At 59.0% G+C, this 15,864-nt stretch carries 8 protein-coding genes; 3 read left to right on the top strand and 5 right to left on the bottom strand.

Translation table 11 applies throughout. The features are described from left to right. Positions 1-13 precede the first annotated feature (13 nt). Positions 14-508 carry a DUF934 domain-containing protein gene (locus M9827_RS10365; protein WP_250605360.1) on the bottom strand — a complete coding sequence of 165 codons (495 nt, stop codon included), beginning with the start codon at positions 506-508 and terminating at the stop codon, positions 14-16. Further along, complete coding sequence (locus M9827_RS10360) at positions 492-2,150, bottom strand: nitrite/sulfite reductase (RefSeq protein WP_250605359.1); 1,659 nt, start codon at positions 2,148-2,150, stop codon at positions 492-494. Before M9827_RS10360 ends, M9827_RS10365 begins: the two co-directional genes overlap by 17 nt. A 525-nt stretch (positions 2,151-2,675) precedes the next feature. Here M9827_RS10360 and M9827_RS10355 point away from each other — a divergent pair. Beyond that, a complete protein-coding gene (locus M9827_RS10355) occupies positions 2,676-3,749 on the top strand; it encodes an ABC transporter substrate-binding protein (protein ID WP_250605358.1) in 1,074 nt (357 codons plus the stop codon). A gap of 5 nt (positions 3,750-3,754) precedes the next feature. Here the strand turns inward: M9827_RS10355 and M9827_RS10350 are convergent, their stop codons facing one another. Both M9827_RS10350 and metH read right to left on the bottom strand, forming a co-directional pair. Further along, positions 3,755-3,973 carry a DUF2970 domain-containing protein gene (locus tag M9827_RS10350; RefSeq protein ID WP_095120983.1) on the bottom strand — a complete coding sequence of 73 codons (219 nt, stop codon included), beginning with the start codon at positions 3,971-3,973 and terminating at the stop codon, positions 3,755-3,757. A 271-nt stretch (positions 3,974-4,244) separates the two neighbouring features. Next, positions 4,245-7,955, bottom strand: a complete 3,711-nt coding sequence (metH, locus tag M9827_RS10345; RefSeq protein ID WP_250605357.1) for a methionine synthase — start codon at positions 7,953-7,955, stop codon at positions 4,245-4,247. A 156-nt stretch (positions 7,956-8,111) separates the two neighbouring features. Between metH and M9827_RS10340 the strand changes: the two genes are divergently transcribed. Beyond that, a complete protein-coding gene (locus M9827_RS10340) occupies positions 8,112-10,406 on the top strand; it encodes a fatty acid cis/trans isomerase (protein WP_250605356.1) in 2,295 nt (764 codons plus the stop codon). A gap of 110 nt (positions 10,407-10,516) precedes the next feature. On the opposite strand, the gene M9827_RS10335 is transcribed toward M9827_RS10340, so the two are convergent. Next, entirely contained in the window at positions 10,517-14,977 is a 4,461-nt protein-coding gene (locus tag M9827_RS10335; RefSeq protein ID WP_250605355.1) for an SET domain-containing protein-lysine N-methyltransferase, read from the bottom strand. A gap of 273 nt (positions 14,978-15,250) precedes the next feature. On the opposite strand from M9827_RS10335, the gene nfuA reads away from it, so the two are divergent. Next, the gene (gene nfuA / locus M9827_RS10330; RefSeq protein WP_003225494.1) at positions 15,251-15,835 is read left to right on the top strand and encodes a Fe-S biogenesis protein NfuA; all 585 of its coding nucleotides are present in this window, start codon (positions 15,251-15,253) and stop codon (positions 15,833-15,835) included. Positions 15,836-15,864 lie beyond the last annotated feature (29 nt).

The following is a 15,864-nucleotide window of genomic DNA, read 5'->3' as shown; positions in this document are numbered from 1 at the left end:
CCGGGGTCTTTGATCAGCGGCGACGGAACAGCGGCAGCGGTTCGTCGGTGGCGGCCTGATAGGTCACCGAAAAGTCCTTGAGGCCTTCCAGGGCTTCGTACGGGTCTTTGTCCGCACGAATGGCAAAGGCGTCGAAACCACAGCGGTGCATGTAGAACAGCTGGTCGCGCAGCACGTCACCAATCGCCCGCAGTTCGCCTTTGAAACCGTAGCGGTCACGCAGCAGGCGCGCGTTGGAGTAGTTGCGGCCGTCAGTGAAGGCCGGGAAGTTCAGGGCAATCACCTGAAATTGATCGACGTCGTCACCGATTTCCTCGGCTTCTTCGTCGGCGTCCAGCCAAACACCCAGACCACCGTCACGGGCCTTGAGCATGCGGCTGTGTTCGCGCCACAGCTGCAATGGCACGATCAGGTCGTCGCAGTTGCTGATCTCGTCGATGTTGAAATCCTTGGGCAGTAAGTGCCAGGTTTCGTCGACGACCGCGTTGTTCTTAATGATTCGCTGCATAGACGCGTTCCTTGAAGAGGTCGATGCCAATACGCTGGTAGGTGTCGATGAAGCGCTCGTCTTCGGTACGTTGTTCAACGTACACGTCGATCAGCTTCGAGATCACGTCCGGCATGGCTTCCTGAGCGAAGGACGGGCCGAGGATCTTGCCCAGGCTCGCATCACGGCTGGCACTGCCGCCGAGGGAGACCTGATAGAACTCTTCGCCTTTCTTGTCCACGCCGAGGATTCCGATGTGGCCGACGTGGTGGTGACCACAGGCGTTCATGCAACCGGAGATGTTCAGGTCCAGTTCACCGATGTCGAACAGATAGTCGAGGTCGTCGAAGCGACGCTGGATCGACTCGGCAATCGGGATCGACTTGGCGTTGGCCAGCGAGCAGAAGTCACCGCCAGGGCAGCAGATGATGTCGGTCAGCAGGCCGATGTTCGGCGTGGCGAAACCGCTTTCACGCAGTTCACCCCACAGGGCGAACAACTGGCTTTGCTCGACGTCGGCCAGAATGATGTTCTGCTCGTGCGAGGTGCGCAGTTGCCCGAAGCTGTAGCGATCGGCCAGATCGGCGACGGCGTCGAGTTGCTTGTCAGTGATATCGCCCGGGGCAACGCCGGTCGGCTTGAGCGACAGGGTCACGGCCACATAGCCCGGCTTCTTGTGCGCCAGGGTGTTGCGGGTGCGCCAGCGGGCGAAGCCAGGATGCTCTTGGTCCAGCTCGGCCAGTTGCGCGGTCTGGTCGTCCAGCGCCTTGTAGTCCGGGTCGACGAAGTGCTTGGCGACGCGATGCAGTTCGGCTTCGGTCAATGTGGTCTGGCCACCGCGCAGGTGTTCCATTTCCGCATCGACTTTTTGCGCGAACACTTCCGGCGTGAGCGCTTTGACGAGGATCTTGATCCGCGCCTTGTATTTGTTGTCGCGACGGCCGTAGCGGTTGTACACCCGCAGGATGGCGTCGAGGTAGCTCAACAGATCCTGCCACGGCAGGAATTCGTTGATGAACGCGCCAACGACCGGGGTACGACCGAGGCCGCCGCCGACCAGCACGCGGAAGCCCAGTTCGCCAGCGGCGTTGTGCACCGGCTCAAGGCCGATGTCGTGGACTTCAATGGCCGCACGGTCAGCGGTCGAACCGTTGACGGCGATCTTGAACTTCCGTGGCAGGTAGGCGAATTCCGGGTGGAACGTGGTCCACTGACGGACGATCTCGCACCATGGGCGCGGGTCGATCACTTCGTCGGCAGCGACACCGGCGAACTGGTCGGTGGTGACGTTGCGCAGGCAGTTGCCGCTGGTCTGGATCGCGTGCATCTGCACGGTGGCCAGTTCAGCCAGGATGTCCGGGATGTCTTCCACCGCCGGCCAGTTGAACTGCACGTTCTGCCGCGTACTGATGTGGGCGTAGCCCTTGTCGTAGTCGCGGGCAATCCTGGCCATCATGCGCACCTGACGCGAAGTCAGCTGGCCGTAAGGCACCGCCACCCGCAACATCGGCGCGAAGCGCTGGATGTACAGGCCATTTTGCAGGCGCAGGGGGCGGAATTCTTCTTCGCTCAGCTCACCTGCCAGATAGCGTCGGGTCTGATCACGGAACTGCTTGACGCGGTCCTCGATGATCCGCTGATCGTACTCGTCGTATACGTACATATAAGTCCTGTTCTCAGGCTTGGGCTACTCGGAAAACGCTGCGTTTTCGCTTGCTGGAGTCCGAATGTGCCTCTGCAATTCTGCGCGCACGGCCGCGCACTCCCTAACGGAGCCGGGGCAATATACCCGTTTGCAGTTATGCGCAAAAGTGATGTTTGAGTATATGTAAAGAACCAAATCGCCTAACGAGAATGGCTGTCACCTAACCCACATTTGTCGTGCGGACAATCATCGTCTTAACTGTGGTCGAGTCTTTCTGCAATCACCGATAAAACCGACAAGAGGCGATGCAATGAGCAATCCGACCAAGGCAAGAAAAAGCGACAGCAGTGTCGATGCGTGGGCCATTTTGTTCCTGATCATTCTCGTAGTAGGAACAGCGGTATTCTGGGTCAGCCATCAGTAAACGACCCGTCCGGGCCTCGCTTGCGACAGATTGTCGGACAAAAAGCGGGATCAGGCATCAATAGCCGGTGGATCGAGGGCTATAATGCGCGGCCATTTTTCCCTGGGCCCGGATGCTTCATGTTCAAGTTTTTCCACATCAGTCTTCTGTTGTTCGGCGCGCTGTTCCAGATCGGCGCGCGGGCAGAGTCTGTACTGTTCTTGAATCCGGGCTCGACTCAGGAAGCTTTCTGGGTCAGCTATTCACAGTTCATGCAGGCCGCCGCCCATGATCTGGGCATCGATCTGCAGATTCTCTACTCCCAACGCCAGCCCGAACTGACCCTGGCTCAGGCGCGCGTCGCGTTGCAGGGACCGAATCGTCCCGAGTACCTGGTGTTCGTCAACGAACAATACGTTGCCCCGCAGATTCTGCGCCTGGCCGAGAACAGCGGGGTGAAGCTGTTTATGGTCAACGCGGCGCTGACACCTGACCAGCAAGCGCTGGTCGGCGAACGGAACGACCGCATCGGCAGCCTGGTACCGAATGACGAGGAGGGCGGCTACCTGATGATGAAGGAGCTGATTCGCCTGCACCCGCCGACGCCCGCTGCCGAGCCGATTGAAGTGCTGGCGTTCTCCGGGCTGAAGGTCACCCCTTCGGCGCAATTGCGCGAGCGCGGCATGCAACGGGCGCTGGCCGAACACCCGCAAATGCGCCTGCGGCAATTGGTGTACAGCGGCTGGACCCAAGAGCGCGCCTATGAGCAGGCCAAACAGCTGTTCGCGCGTTACCCGAAGGTGTCGCTGGTGTGGTCGGCCAATGATGAAATGGCCTTCGGCGCGATGCGCGCATACGCCGAGACCGGCAAAGTCCCCGGCAAAGATGCCTTGTTCAGTGCGGTCAACACCTCTCCGGCGGCCTTGCAGGCGTTGGTTGACGGGCGTCTGAGCGCGCTGGTCGGCGGGCATTTCACCTTGGGCGGCTGGGCGTTGGTCGAGTTGCATGATGTCGAGCAAGGCGTCGAGTTGAATCACTACGGCGGCCGTGATCGGCAGATTTCCTTGTTGCAATTGATCGACAAACGGCATGCCCGGCAAATGTTGGACATGGGCACGTCGCCGAACTACGGCGTGAATTTCCGCAAGCTCTCGGCCAAGGGGCAACCGGCTTCGTATCGCTACCCGTTCAGCTTGCAGACCCTGATGCGCTGACCGCGTCAGACTCCGGCGAAATGCAGCACCAGTTTGACGATGGCAAACAGCGTCAGCGCGAAGATGGCGGTGAACAGAATCCCCAGCATCACGAAATGGCTGGGCTTGCCATGGGTGAAATCCCTTGCCCGGTTCTTGCCGCTCTGCACCCCGAACGCCGCCGCCATCACGCTGTGCAGCATCTGCCAGAAGGTCGGCGGTTTGTTGTCGACTGGATCGTCCATAAATCCCTCGTCTGCCGTGTGTGTCAGACAAGCATAGCCAACCCTCTGCAGAACACCGCAAAAGCAAATGTCGGGAAGGGCCAGGAGAGGGGAGTCAACAAAAACACCTGGATCCCTGTGGGAGCTGGCTTGCCAGCGATGAGGCCGGCACACGCGACATCGATGCTGGCTGCCCCGACGCCATCGCTGGCAAGCCAGCTCCCACAGGTTTAGCGTTGGCTCACAATATTTGTGAACAACGTGGACACCTGTAGGCGCTGTCGGAGGCTGCTTAGTTGTCGTAGCCGAGGTTTGGCGCCAGCCAGCGCTCGGTCACGCTCAACTCCTGACCTTTACGCGAGGTGTAGCTGGCGACCTGATCCTTGTCGACCTTGCCCACGGCGAAGTACTGCGCCTGCGGGTGGGCGAAGTACCAGCCGCTGACGGCAGCCGCCGGGAACATCGCGTAGTGCTCGGTGAGGAACACGCCGCTGCGGCCGGCGCGCATTTCTTCCGCTTCCGGGTCGAGCAGGGCGAACAGCGCCGCTTTCTCGGTGTGATCCGGACAGGCCGGATAACCCGGAGCAGGGCGGATGCCGCTGTATTGCTCTTTGATCAACGCGTCGTTGTCGAGCACTTCGTCCTTGGCATAACCCCAGTGCTCTTTACGCACTTGCTGGTGCAGCCATTCGGCGCAGGCCTCGGCCAAACGGTCTGCGAGGGCTTTGACCATGATCGAGTTGTAGTCGTCGCCAGCGTCCTGATAAGCCTTGGCCACTTCTTCGGCGCCGATGCCGGCGGTGGTGATGAAACCGCCGACGTAGTCGGTCACTTCGCTGTCCTTCGGTGCCACGAAGTCGGCCAGCGAGAAGTTTGGTTTGCCGTCGGTCTTGATGATCTGCTGGCGCAGGTGATGCAGCTTGGCCAATGGCTTGCCGTCATCGCCGTACAGTTCGATGTCGTCGTCATGCACCTGATTGGCCGGCCAGAAACCGAACACCGCACGGGCGCTGATCAGCTTCTCGTCGATCAGTTTGGCGAGCATCTCCTGTGCGTCCTTGTACAGCGCGGTGGCAGCTTCACCGACCACTTCGTCTTCAAGGATGCGCGGGAACTTGCCGGCCAGGTCCCAGGAGATGAAGAACGGCGTCCAGTCGATGTATTCGGCCAAGACTTTGAGGTCGATGTTGTCCAGCACCTTGCTGCCCGTGAACGTCGGTTTGACCGGCTGATAATTGGCCCAGTCGAACTGTGGCTTCTTGGCGATCGCGGCGGCGTAGCTCAGGCGTTCGGTGCGGGCACTGCGGTTGGCGGTACGTTCGCGCACTTCAACGTATTCGGCACGGGTTCTTTCAACAAAACCTGCCTTCAATTCCTTCGACAGCAACTGCGTCGCCACGCCCACGGCGCGGGAGGCGTCGGTCACGTAGACCACGGCATCGTTACTGTACTTCGGCTCAATCTTCACCGCGGTGTGTGCTTTGGACGTGGTCGCGCCACCGATCATCAGCGGCAGGTGGAAGTCCTGACGCTGCATTTCGCGGGCCACGTGAACCATTTCGTCCAGCGACGGCGTGATCAGACCGGAGAGGCCGATGATGTCGCACTTTTCTTCCTTGGCGACCTGCAGAATCTTTTCTGCCGGCACCATCACGCCGAGGTCGACAATGTCATAGCCGTTGCAACCGAGCACCACGCCGACGATGTTTTTGCCGATGTCGTGCACGTCACCTTTCACGGTCGCCATGAGGATCTTGCCCTTGGCTTCCGGCTTGTCGCCTTTTTCCAGTTCGATGAACGGGATCAAGTGCGCCACGGCCTGCTTCATCACGCGGGCAGATTTCACTACCTGCGGCAGGAACATTTTGCCGGCGCCGAACAGGTCGCCGACGATGTTCATGCCGGACATCAGCGGGCCTTCGATCACTTCGATCGGGCGCGCGAACGACTGGCGCGATTCTTCGGTGTCCTCAACGATGTGGGTGGTGATGCCCTTGACCAGCGCATGTTCCAGACGCTTGTTGACGTCCCAGTTGCGCCACTCTTCGGTCTCGGCTTCCTTGACGCTGCCGTCGCCCTTGTACTTGTCGGCGATGGCGAGGAGGGCGTCGGTGCCTTCCGGCGTGCGGTTGAGGATCACGTCTTCTACGGCGTCGCGCAGCTCCACAGGGATCTGGTCGTAAATCTCAAGCTGCCCGGCGTTGACGATGCCCATGGTCAGCCCGGCGCGGATGGCGTACAGCAGGAACACCGAGTGAATCGCCTCACGCACCGGGTTGTTGCCCCGGAACGAGAACGACACGTTGGACACACCGCCGGAGCTCAGGGCATACGGCAGCTCGTCGCGGATGTAGGCGCAGGCGTTGATGAAGTCCACCGCGTAATTGTTGTGTTCTTCAATGCCGGTGGCGACGGCGAAGATGTTCGGGTCGAAGATGATATCTTCCGGCGGGAAGCCGACTTCGTTGACCAGAATGTCGTAGGAGCGTTTGCAGATCTCTTTCTTGCGCGCTTCGGTGTCGGCCTGGCCGGCTTCGTCGAACGCCATCACCACCACCGCCGCGCCGTAGCGTTTGCACAGCTTGGCGTGGTGGATGAACTGCTCGACGCCTTCTTTCATGCTGATCGAGTTGACGATGCCCTTGCCCTGAATGCACTTGAGGCCGGCTTCGATCACTTCCCATTTCGACGAGTCGATCATGATCGGCACGCGGGAGATGTCCGGTTCACCGGCGATCAGATTGAGGAAGGTCACCATGGCCTTCTTCGAATCGAGCATGCCTTCGTCCATGTTGATGTCGATCACCTGCGCGCCGGCCTCGACCTGTTGCAGGGCGACTTCCAGCGCTTCGGTGTAGTTGTCTTCACGGATCAGGCGGGCGAACTTGGCGGAGCCGGTGATGTTGGTGCGCTCGCCGACGTTGACGAACAACGAGCTGCGATCAATGGTGAACGGCTCCAGACCCGAGAGGCGGCAGGCCTTGGGGATATCCGGAATCTGGCGTGGGGCATAGCCGGCCACGGCTTTGGCGATGGCTTCGATGTGGCCCGGGGTGGTGCCGCAGCAGCCGCCGACGATGTTGAGGAAACCGCTCTGGGCGAACTCTTCGATGACTTTGGCGGTTTGCGACGGCAGTTCGTCGTACTCGCCGAATTCGTTCGGCAGGCCGGCGTTCGGGTGCGCGGACACGTGGGTGCTGGCCTTGTTCGACAGCTCTTCCAGGTACGGACGCAACTCACTGGCGCCAAGCGCGCAGTTCAAACCGACCGAAATCGGCTTGGCGTGCGCCACCGAGTTCCAGAACGCTTCGGTGGTCTGGCCGGACAGGGTACGGCCGGAGGCGTCGGTGATCGTGCCGGAAATCATGATCGGCAGTTCGATGTGCAATTCTTCGAACACGCCTTGCACGGCGAAGATCGCCGCTTTGGCATTGAGGGTGTCGAAGATGGTTTCGATCAGGATCAGATCGGCGCCACCCTCGATCAGGCCTTTGGTGGCTTCGGTGTAGTTTTCCACCAGCTCATCAAAGGTGACATTGCGGTAGCCCGGGTTGTTGACGTCCGGCGACAGCGAGCAGGTGCGGCTGGTCGGGCCGAGCACGCCGGCGACAAAACGCGGCTTGGCCGGGTTCTCGGCGGTCTTGGCGTCGGCAATCTTGCGGGCCAGGCGCGCGCCTTCTACGTTTAATTCGTAAGCCAGCTCTTCCATGCCGTAGTCGGCCATGGAAATGCGTGTGGCGTTGAAGGTGTTGGTTTCGAGGATGTCGGCACCGGCATCCAGATAGGCTTTCTCGATGCCGCCGATCACATCGGGACGGGTGATCACCAGCAGGTCATTGTTGCCTTTGACATCACTCGGCCAGTCCGCGAAGCGTTTGCCGCGATAATCCTGCTCTTCGAGCTTGTAGCTCTGGATCATCGTGCCCATGCCGCCGTCGAGTATCAGGATGCGCTCTTTGAGGGCTTGCTTGAGAGCTTGAAGGCGGACGCTGCGATCGGACATTTGGACTACTCGGAAAGACCATTACGAAGGAGCGGGATCATAGCAAACCTGTGCGCTTTTAGAGCATGTGGGGCTTTAGCATGAATATCGCTCATGTTGGTACGAGCGTCATACTGTAGAATCGCGGCGTTTTTTTCCAGGATCGGGATTACGGGCATGTCGTACCGCGTCATCAGCATTTTCTTGCTGTTCTTAAGCTGGGGCGCCGTTGCGCAGGAACCCACGATTTCTCCTGCTATTTCGTACAGCCGAGACATCCAGCCAATCTTCACCGAGAAGTGCGTGGCTTGCCATGCCTGCTACGACTCGGCCTGCCAGCTCAATCTGGGCAGTGGCGAGGGCGCGGCCCGTGGTGCGAGCAAGATGCCGGTCTACGACGGCGAGCGCACACAAGCGGCGCCGACTACGCGACTGTTCTACGACGCATTCGGCAAACGTGCCTGGCAGCAGAAAGACTTCTATTCGGTGCTCGATGCGCAGGGCAGTCAGGCGGCGCTGATGGCGCGCATGCTCGAACTTGGACACAAGACGCCACTGACGCCGAACGCCAAGCTCCCGGAAGACATCGTGCTGGGGCTGAACCGCGAGAACCTGTGCGCGATGCCCGCCGAATTCGAAGGCTATGCCGCTACGCATCCGAAAGAAGGCATGCCGCTGGCGGTCACCGGCCTGACCGATCAGCAATATCAAACGTTGCAACGCTGGCTGGCGTCCGGTGCGCCGATCGACGAGCAAGGCCTGGCCCCGAGCGCCAAGGAAGCCCTGCAGATCGTCCAATGGGAAAACCTGCTCAACACGCCCGGCGCACGGCAAAGCCTGGTCGGGCGCTGGCTGTATGAGCATTGGTTTCTCGCGCACATCTATTTCAAGGATGGCGAGCCGGGGCATTACTTCCAGTGGGTGCGTTCGCGCACGCCGACCGGACAGCCGATCGACCTGATCGCCACCCGCCGCCCCAACGACGATCCGGGCACTCAGGTGTATTACCGCTTGTGGCCGGTGCAAGGGGTGATCGTGCACAAGACCCACATCACCTATCCGCTGAGCGCGGCGAAGATGGCGCGGGTGAAAAGCCTGTTCTACAGCGGCAACTGGCAGGCCAATGCGTTGCCCGGTTACGGCCCGCAGAGCCGCGCCAACCCGTTTGCCACTTTTGAGGCGATTCCGGCGCAGGCGCGTTACCAGTTCATGCTCGATAACGCCGAATACTTCGTGCGCACCTTTATTCGTGGCCCAGTGTGCCGTGGCCAGATCGCGACTGACGTGATTCGCGACAACTTCTGGGCGCTGTTCCAGGCACCGGAGCATGACCTCTATATCACCGACCCGAACTATCGCGGCCAGGCCACGCCGTTGCTGGCCATGCCCGGGCAGAACGACGATGTCGGCAGCGTTTTGAGCCTGTGGCATAACTACCGCAACAAACGTAACGAGTACGAGGCACTGCGCCGCGACAGCTACGCCGACGTTCCTGCACCGAGCTGGTCGACGCTGTGGGCCGGTAACGACAACGCGCTGCTGAGCATTTTCCGCCACTTTGATAGCGCTTCGGTGACCAAAGGCCTGATCGGCGAGGTGCCACAGACGATGTGGCTGTTCGACTACCCGTTGCTCGAGCGCACCTATTACCAATTGGCAGTCAACTTCGACGTGTTCGGCAACGTCTCGCATCAGGCGCAAACCCGTCTGTATTTCGACCTGATCCGCAACGGTGCCGAGCAGAATTTCCTGCGCCTGATGCCCGCCGATTCTCGCGAGGGTTACCTCGACGATTGGTACCAGAGCAGTGGCCAATTCAAGATGTGGCTCGATTACGAAGCGATCGACGACGATAAACCGACCGCGCTGAAACTGGACGAGAAAGACCCGAAATACGACTTCGCCATGCAATTGCTGGCGCGTTACGGTGATCTCAATGCGCACCCTGATCCGCTTAACCGCTGCGACGGCGCTTACTGCTCGCGGCCGAATATCGACCCGGCACTGCAAAATGCCGAGCAGGCGCTCAGCCGTCTGACCTCGCGCCCGGCGGCCGGTTTGAAGGTCATCGACCAACTGCCGGAAGCGACGATGCTGCGCATTGAAACCACTAACGGCAAACGCGAGGTCTACAGCCTGTTGCGCAACCGTGCGCACAGCAACGTGGCGTTCCTGCTCGGTGAGTCGCTGCGCTATCAGCCAGGGCTGGACACCCTCACTATTTTTCCGGGCGTGCTCAGCAGTTATCCGAACTTCATGTTCAACATTCCTGCCGATCAAGTGCCGGAATTTGTCGATGCAATGGAAAACGCCAAGGATGCCAACCGTTTCGAAAAAATCGTCGAACGTTGGGGGATTCGTCGCAGTCACCCGCAATTCTGGTTCTATTTCCATGATCTGAGCCAGTATCTGCACGAAACCGATCCGGTGGAAGAGGGCGTGCTGGACATGAACCGGTACGAAAATCTTTGATCGTTCGTGGGCAGGTGCTGTGTGAGCAGCGTTCATCTGCCTTACGTCGGTGCTGCGCAGATTCTTCTGCGCAGCACCGACGTGCCTGACTAACGGCTAAGTCGGGGCGATCAAGGTTTCATGTGTTTCCAGTAATTGGCCCCGTAATCGAGAAACAGCTCGCTACCCGCCGGGATCTTTTCCCACGCGACAAAAAACACCATGTACTTGCCGACGCAGATCGATCCGACGTTCTCGATGCCTATGTTGGCCTGGCCGGGTACGTTGATGGCATTGATCAGGCTGAGCACATTGCTGTTGCCGTGCCCGCTCAGGGTGGCGTTCTTCGTTGCCGTTTCGTACAGATAGGTGCTGACTTTCTCTCTGGATTTTTCAAGTATTTCCGCGCGCAGGGACTTGCCAGTGCGGTGCAGCTTGCCGATGTAAGGGCCCAGCACTTCATAAGGTTCGATATCGACCTTAGCAAACACTGATAAACCCCGCTCGGGACCTTCGGTCGGTCTCCTCACTTCGAAACGCTGCGTCAGCCTGTCATGGTGCCGACCTTCGTCGGCGATCCACTCGTGGATATCCTCAGTGATGCGGCGGGTCATTTCCTTGAGTCTTGCGCCCTGAAAGTGCGTTAAGAGCCGATTGGCGTCGGTGATCGCGATTTTTTCAATATCGCCTTCCAGCTTTTTCGTCAGGCTTGTCCGCACATCCTCCGGATCCTGGAGAATGGGCGCGTTGTTATTGATGTTGTGTCCAAGCGAAGGTGTCAGATCCTCTGGCAGGGCGGCTGCCATGTCATCCAGTCGCGGACGTTTGGAAGGGCCCGCCTTGGGGGGCGAGGGTGGCCCGTTGCCGCGCACAGTTGACTGTTCAGGTAATTGCCAGGGCGCTGATTTTCTCGCTGTGCCGGGAGGGAGTGATTTCCGCGCGGACATTGCATTCGAGTCGACGGCAGTGAGCAATTGCAAGGTTTCCGGAACGGCGCTTCTCAGTTGCCCGGCGTCATTGACGAAGGTTGCCCAGAGCACGGGATTCAAATCGTTTTCAGCGACAAACGCGTTCATCGTGCTGGCCGACCGTGTCTCATCGTAGCGCGCTCGCCACTGCTCTAGATGTGCAGGGGTCAGAGGGGTGAAAGTCTGGTTGTTGGCATATTTTGCCAACACTGTTCCCGGTGCCCGGAAGGTGCCATCCATGTTGACATGGGCGAGGAAATCCTGCGGGTCAAGGTTGTGCTCGGCAGCGAACCCTTCGCGGGTCAGACGGGTGCGGCTTTCCTGTGACAGCGTTCGCCAGTTCTGGAGATGGTCGAACGCAATGGCCGTACGAGCGGTATTGGCCTGGTCGAGCATTTGCTGGCCAAGGGGTTTCAACTGCCCTTGGGTGTGGACGAACTGTTGAAACGCCGCCCGATCCAGCCCGTGATTCTTCGCAAATGCCTTAATGGCCAGATCGAGCATCACCTCGCTGAACTGCGACCACTTTTGCAAATGCAAGGGTGTTACTGCGTTAGGCTGATCGGGCGCTCCGCCTGAAACCCTGATTTCCCTTGTGTACCAATGCCCGGGTCTCACCGACGACAGGTTGATCGACAGGTCGCGGTTGGTTTTCGGGTTGACCAACACGACAGAAAAGCTGTTTTCCCCCGTCTGCGCCGTTTCTGCGATGAACCCGTAGGAATTGTCCCTGATCTGGTAGACGGCGATGGTGCCGTGCTCATCCACGTTGCAGATGAACTTCTGATTATGGTCCGGGCGAAAGAATATGCCGCGCGAGTCAGCCTTCAGTCCCTGAATCCAGTGTGGTTCTACCGCGTATTGACGTATCAGAGGGCTGCTGTTGCTGATTACCGTAACGGGTTGCCGGTATCGCGGGCCGAACGCTTGATGGGTGACGGGGTCGATCAGGCGGAAGTCGGGAGCTTCGGCGGTGCCGACATTGCGCATGGGAATATCGGCGATGCCTTCCACGGTGAACAACTGGTCGCCGGCCTGGTGCGGCACCCAGGTTGCCGGATCGACCGACTGGAGATGGCGTGCGGCAATGGTGCCGTCGCGCAGGTGTGCGATGCCCATCCGTACATGCCGCAGGGTCACGTTACTCAGTTTGCCGAGAGCAAAGCGACCCAGTCTGAGCAGCCCGATAACGCTCTCCAGGGGATTGAGCTCCCGAAGCGTGGAAACAAGCAAAGTTCGCGTCATGGCGGAGAGTTTTGGCAAGGCAAGGCGCAGTCCGATCCTGCCGGCGCCGGATAACAGGCGAGTACAGCCCGCTACGTATTTGCCGACGGGCAAGCCGAAAGACACCACATCGGTAAACAGGCCCAGGCCACCGGACTCGATGCGTCGAGGATCACCCGATGTCAGGTCTTCGATGGAACCCCAGAACGGCACGAACATTTTTCCCCAGAAGGTGATGTCTTCAATAAAGTCCCGACCGATGTCCATGCTGCGCGTCGCTTTACGGGTCTGTTCAAGAAGCGCTGACTCATCTTTGAAGAACAGCTCTCTGGCGATCATCGCGGCCAGCTTTTCAGCTCGCGCAGACGTCAGGTTGTTCGCGGCAAAGGGCAGCGTCCGTGCTGCCACATCTGGGGAGCGCTGTTCGATCGCAACGGCCTCGAATGTCTCTGCGATCTGTTCCACGATCAATGTCGCGTGCTGGTTTTCTCTGGGTTTCGAGCCATCGCGATAGGCTTCCCAGTCGAAGGGCAATTCAGTGCCTTTCCTGAAGGAACCCCGGCTGGTCCGGCTGCTGGAGCCGATCTTCTCGACAACAATTTCACCGCCTGTTTGCAGTGACTTCATCTCTTTGCGCAGGCGCACAACGCCTGCGAACGGGAAGACTTCAATGTAACGAGGGTCGGTCGGGTAGGCGGGGTTGACCGTGCGCAAAATAAACCCCGAGCGCGCACGAACCGCGTCGGTGTTCGTCCGGTTCTCATGCTCCACCTGAGTGTCATGCAGTGGCAGCCTTAACGAGTAAACGATTACTTCGTCGCGCTCCAGATCAGTGCCGCAGGCCGGCAGGTACTGGCTCAGCAATGCTTTGATCAGTGTTGCGTAGGCGGCTCGCGGGTTATCCAGCCAGCTGCGGAATGCCTCGTCGAATGCCGTGTCTGTTTCGTGACGAAAGCGGCTCGGGGGCCTGAGTGTCAGGTTTTCCATGGCACTGACCATGTCGCGTTCGTGTTGCTCGAGTGTCTGCACTGCCAACTCGACTTCGCTCAGCGAGTACGGGGTACGACGAAGTCCCAGCAGCCCCGTTTCCACCGACCAATCCAGCGCAGCACGCGCTTTGGCTGCCGTTACCAGCCGCTGTTGCCCGACATCGTTGGCATGCGCCTGGTAATGCTCGGCTGGCAGGTTGAGCAGTTGTTCGAACGTCATATACCGGGATGACCCGGGAGCGATGGTCTCGGCCAGAATAAAGCCGCTCTTGAAATTGACCCAGGTGCTGGAAGTGCCGTAGGGAAGATCCTCGGGAATGTCCTCGACCCAGGCTTCGCTGGCGATATTGCTTTTGAAAATGGCGACTGCCAGTAATGCGGTGGTGCGGTTGACGCAAAGCGTTCGTTGGAAATGCTCGACCAGCGATTGACGTATGGAAGAGTACCGGCTTCCGGTTTCGATAAGGATCTGCAATTCGTTTCGATAATGACTGTCGGGATCGGGTTTTACCTCTAACCAAAGCGCGCGCCACAACAGTTTTTTCAACACACCAGGGGGGCACTGCTGGTTGTCGCCTGCACCGTACCAGTCCAGTTCGTTGGCAATGCGTTGGGCCAGTTGCAGGTTCTTTGCAGCACCCAGAACGGTTTCCAGAAGAGCGACAGGGATGGTGTTGGCAAGTTTGTCCAGTTTGTCATTGAATTTTTCCGGCAACAGGTTTGCCAACAGTGAGCGGGATGTTTCCAGTCTAATCTGGCGAACAATGCGCATGATCGCTTGATCACCCGCAGCGCCCAACAGGTGCTCCAGGTCACTGACGTGTCCGTCATGTCCAAGCAGCCACAGTGCGCGATGGTCAACCAGATTATGGAGAAGGCGTTGCCAGCCGGCGCTGGTGGCAGGCTGCATCGGTTGCAGCGAGTAGTAGGCAAGCACCAGATCGAGCCTTACCGAGCCGTCGCTGTTGACGCCGTTGCCGACTTTACGGTGAATATCCAGCAAGACATCGACGTCGATAGACCAGTAGATCGGCACCTCTCTGAGAATCACCGAGTGACCGGCTATGGTGAAAACTTCCGGGGGGGAGGGCGCTGGCGTTTTGGCGGAGCTCAAGTGGAACGATACAAGGTCATATAAGAAGTCATTACCTAAAGGCGATTTATCGACGCCGATCGGCGTTGAAATATGCCTGATGAAGTCTTCATCCTTTTCCAGCTTGTTCAAAATACGAAATGCTTCCTTGCATTCGCGCCCCAGCGCAGAACTGGCTGGAGGGTGATAGTAGAGGTCGCGTGCATCACTGTTGAAGTGCTCACCAACGAGCGTGTGCAGGTAGCTGATCAGGTGGTTGATATCCTGTAGTCTGCGCGGCGGCGTTCGGCTATAGAACCTTGATAACGATGTATTCATTAAGCGCCTTTGAAATAAGTGCGATGGAAACTTGCAAATAAACGAAGGCGGTGAATATATCGGCCGAAAAAATCCCCGAGGCATACATATATATGCCTGGTGCTTGTTTCAGTATCCATTTGTTTACGTGGCAGTCCGCTGGAGGAAGCAGGCCTGACGACGCCGCGAGGCGCTGGGTGGAATGACGAATCCGGCATTTTCCGACAAAAATACTAGGACTTTGTCAGCCGCGTCATTTGGCGTAAACTGCGCCCAAGCCTGCGAGGAGTTTCCATGACCGCTATTACCATTACCGACGCCGCCCACGATTACCTGGCCGATCTGCTCTCCAAGCAGAACACCCCGGGTATCGGCATCCGCGTCTTCATCACCCAGCCTGGCACCCAGTACGCCGAAACCTGCATTGCCTACTGCAAGCCGGGCGAAGAAAAGCCTGAAGACACCGCGCTGGGGCTGAAAAGCTTCACCGCTTACATCGATTCGTTCAGCGAAGCGTTTCTCGATGACGCCGTCGTCGACTACGCCACCGACCGCATGGGCGGCCAGCTGACCATCAAGGCGCCAAACGCCAAAGTTCCGATGGTCAACGCCGACAGCCCGGTCAACGAGCGCATCAACTATTACCTGCAAACCGAAATCAACCCGGGGCTGGCCAGCCACGGCGGTCAGGTCAGCCTGATCGATGTGGTTGAAGACGGCATCGCCGTGCTGCAGTTCGGTGGCGGTTGCCAGGGCTGCGGCCAGGCGGACGTGACCTTGAAGGAAGGCATCGAGCGCACTCTGCTCGAGCGTATTCCTGAACTCAAAGGCGTTCGCGACGTGACCGACCACACGCAGAAAGAAAACGCCTACTACTAAGGTGTTCGCTGCGACATAAAAAACGGCGC

Source organism: Pseudomonas sp. AKS31, assembly GCF_023634765.1.
Classification (GTDB): domain Bacteria; phylum Pseudomonadota; class Gammaproteobacteria; order Pseudomonadales; family Pseudomonadaceae; genus Aquipseudomonas.
This window is presented reverse-complemented; position numbering and strand designations above follow the sequence as displayed.

Coding starts and splice junctions, on each gene's coding strand:
- M9827_RS10340 (WP_250605356.1), top strand. CDS start 8,112: ATGTCGTACCGCGTCATCAGCATTTTCTTGCTGTTCTTAAGCTGGGGC.
- M9827_RS10350 (WP_095120983.1), bottom strand. CDS start 3,973: ATGGACGATCCAGTCGACAACAAACCGCCGACCTTCTGGCAGATGCTG.
- M9827_RS10335 (WP_250605355.1), bottom strand. CDS start 14,977: ATGAATACATCGTTATCAAGGTTCTATAGCCGAACGCCGCCGCGCAGA.
- nfuA (WP_003225494.1), top strand. CDS start 15,251: ATGACCGCTATTACCATTACCGACGCCGCCCACGATTACCTGGCCGAT.
- M9827_RS10365 (WP_250605360.1), bottom strand. CDS start 508: ATGCAGCGAATCATTAAGAACAACGCGGTCGTCGACGAAACCTGGCAC.
- M9827_RS10360 (WP_250605359.1), bottom strand. CDS start 2,150: ATGTACGTATACGACGAGTACGATCAGCGGATCATCGAGGACCGCGTC.
- M9827_RS10355 (WP_250605358.1), top strand. CDS start 2,676: ATGTTCAAGTTTTTCCACATCAGTCTTCTGTTGTTCGGCGCGCTGTTC.
- metH (WP_250605357.1), bottom strand. CDS start 7,955: ATGTCCGATCGCAGCGTCCGCCTTCAAGCTCTCAAGCAAGCCCTCAAA.